This is a genomic window from Rhodobacter sp. P2_H5 (assembly GCF_056403335.1).
This window is the reverse complement of the sequence record NZ_JBFUFS010000046.1, coordinates 1-1,756: the sequence shown is the minus strand read 5'-3', so window position 1 is coordinate 1,756 and position 1,756 is coordinate 1. Positions and strand designations below refer to the sequence as shown.

The window sequence follows — 1,756 nt, the reverse complement described above, 5'->3', positions numbered from 1 at the left end:
GCCCTATCTGCACCTGTGTCAGCAGGGCCTGATCGAAGAGAGCCCGGTCCGGCCGGGGTTCTTCGCCCGCCTCTTCGGCGCGCGCGAGACACTCTGGGTGCGGGTCACCGAATATGGGCGCAAGATCGCCGCAGAGGTGGCAGCGCCGGTGCGAGCCGAAGCCGTTCCGGTCGCCGAAGAGATCCTGCCCCCGCCCCACCAGCCGGACCCGGCGCAGCCCGAAGCCGTCGATGTCGTGGTTCCGGATCCCCTGCCGCTGAACGCCCCCGAAGCCGCCAGCCCTGACCTGCCGCCTGACGCCGATACCGTCGCGGCCCGGGCCCTGCCCCCTGCCCCGCCCAAGAAGCCGCGCCGCTTCATGCTCTCGGACTTCACCGAGACCCTGGGAGGCGCGCCGCTCGACGCCGGGTTTCAGGTTCCGGCCTCCGACCGGCTGGATGGCCTGACCGAAACGCTGAGCCTTCTCGGCTTCGAACTGACCGATGCCGGCAGGCTTCTGGCGGTCAGCCGCTGGGCGCAGGGCCAGAGCGACGCGCAAGTGGCGCTGGAGATCGTCACGACCGCGCTCGCCCATGCCCTGCGGCTGGATGCGACGGGCACCACGCGGCTCGACCCCGATGCGACGGCCGGTCTGGCGGGTCGTGTGATTGAGACCTTCGCGGCCTATGTCTCCGAAGGCCTTCTGCATGCCGAAAGCCTGACCGAGGCTGCGGGTCGGATGCAAGGCTTTCTGGGTGAGACGGCCGGCACCTCGCACATAGACGAATACCTTTCGGACCCGCAGCGCGGCATGGCTCCGACAGCGGTTTGCCCGGACGACATCTATCTTCGCGCCGAGGTCGAGGAAGACTGACCGAGGGCGCCACTGTGACCTCAAGCACGCACCGAGTTGGCGACTTCGGCGGTTTGGTGGCTGCTCGGCCAAATTTTCGAGCGAATTGATCCATCTTATGGTCGTATGAAGCGCGCACGGACCTAGTCACCAGGTTTGGCCGGGAAAGCAGACCGTGATCGGGCTTCGCAGCAACTTTCGCTTTGAGAGATGGCGGGGTTCCATGAACCTCTGTGCGCTCGGAATTCATTCTTTCCTTATCCCCATCCCGGGAGCGCCGACAGCGTGATCGGACTTGCCAATGACCGGTCCCGGCGCAATTCTTACTCCGAAGCGGTCGTCAGAGGGCGGATGTCAGAACTGAATCTGGGCATCCTGCCATTGTCGACGCAGTGTTCGAAGGGAGGCGAGAATGACCTTGAGGGTGGTCGGCGCTGGACTGGGACGAACCGGGACAACATCGCTGAAGACGGCTCTGGAATTGCTGCTCGAAGCCCCATGCTATCACATGGACGAGGTTTACAGTCATCCCGAGCATGTCGAGGTGTGGCGATCGGCTCTTCGGGGCGAACCAGCCGACTTGAAGGCTGTCATGAAAGGTTACGCCGCCACCGTCGACTGGCCAGGTGGTGCCTTCTGGCGGGAATTGAGTGCGTTGTTTCCCGATGCGCTTGTTGTCCTGACGGTTCGTGAATCAGCGGAAGCCTGGTGGCGAAGCGCCAACGCAACAATTTTCGAAAAGAACCGCCAGCCAGTGTCGCCCACGGATCCGCTGGCGGTATCGTCCGGCATGATCTCTGAAATGATGTCGTTACGTTTTTCGCCGGACTGCAGCGACCGAGAGACAGTGATAGCGGCCTACGAACGTCATAACGCCTCGGTTCGCACCGGCGTTGCCCCTGGCCGCTTCCTGGAGTGGAAGCC

1 protein-coding gene and 1 pseudogene are annotated in these 1,756 nt (G+C 64.0%); both read left to right on the top strand.

From position 1 onward, the window contains the following. Nucleotides 1-853: pseudogene (locus tag AC1DVR_RS23300) on the top strand (hypothetical protein); the annotation flags it as partial. A 391-nt stretch (nt 854-1,244) separates the two neighbouring features. Then, on the top strand, nt 1,245-1,756 hold a 512-nt coding region (locus tag AC1DVR_RS23295; RefSeq protein ID WP_478003007.1), incomplete at its 3' end, for a sulfotransferase family protein.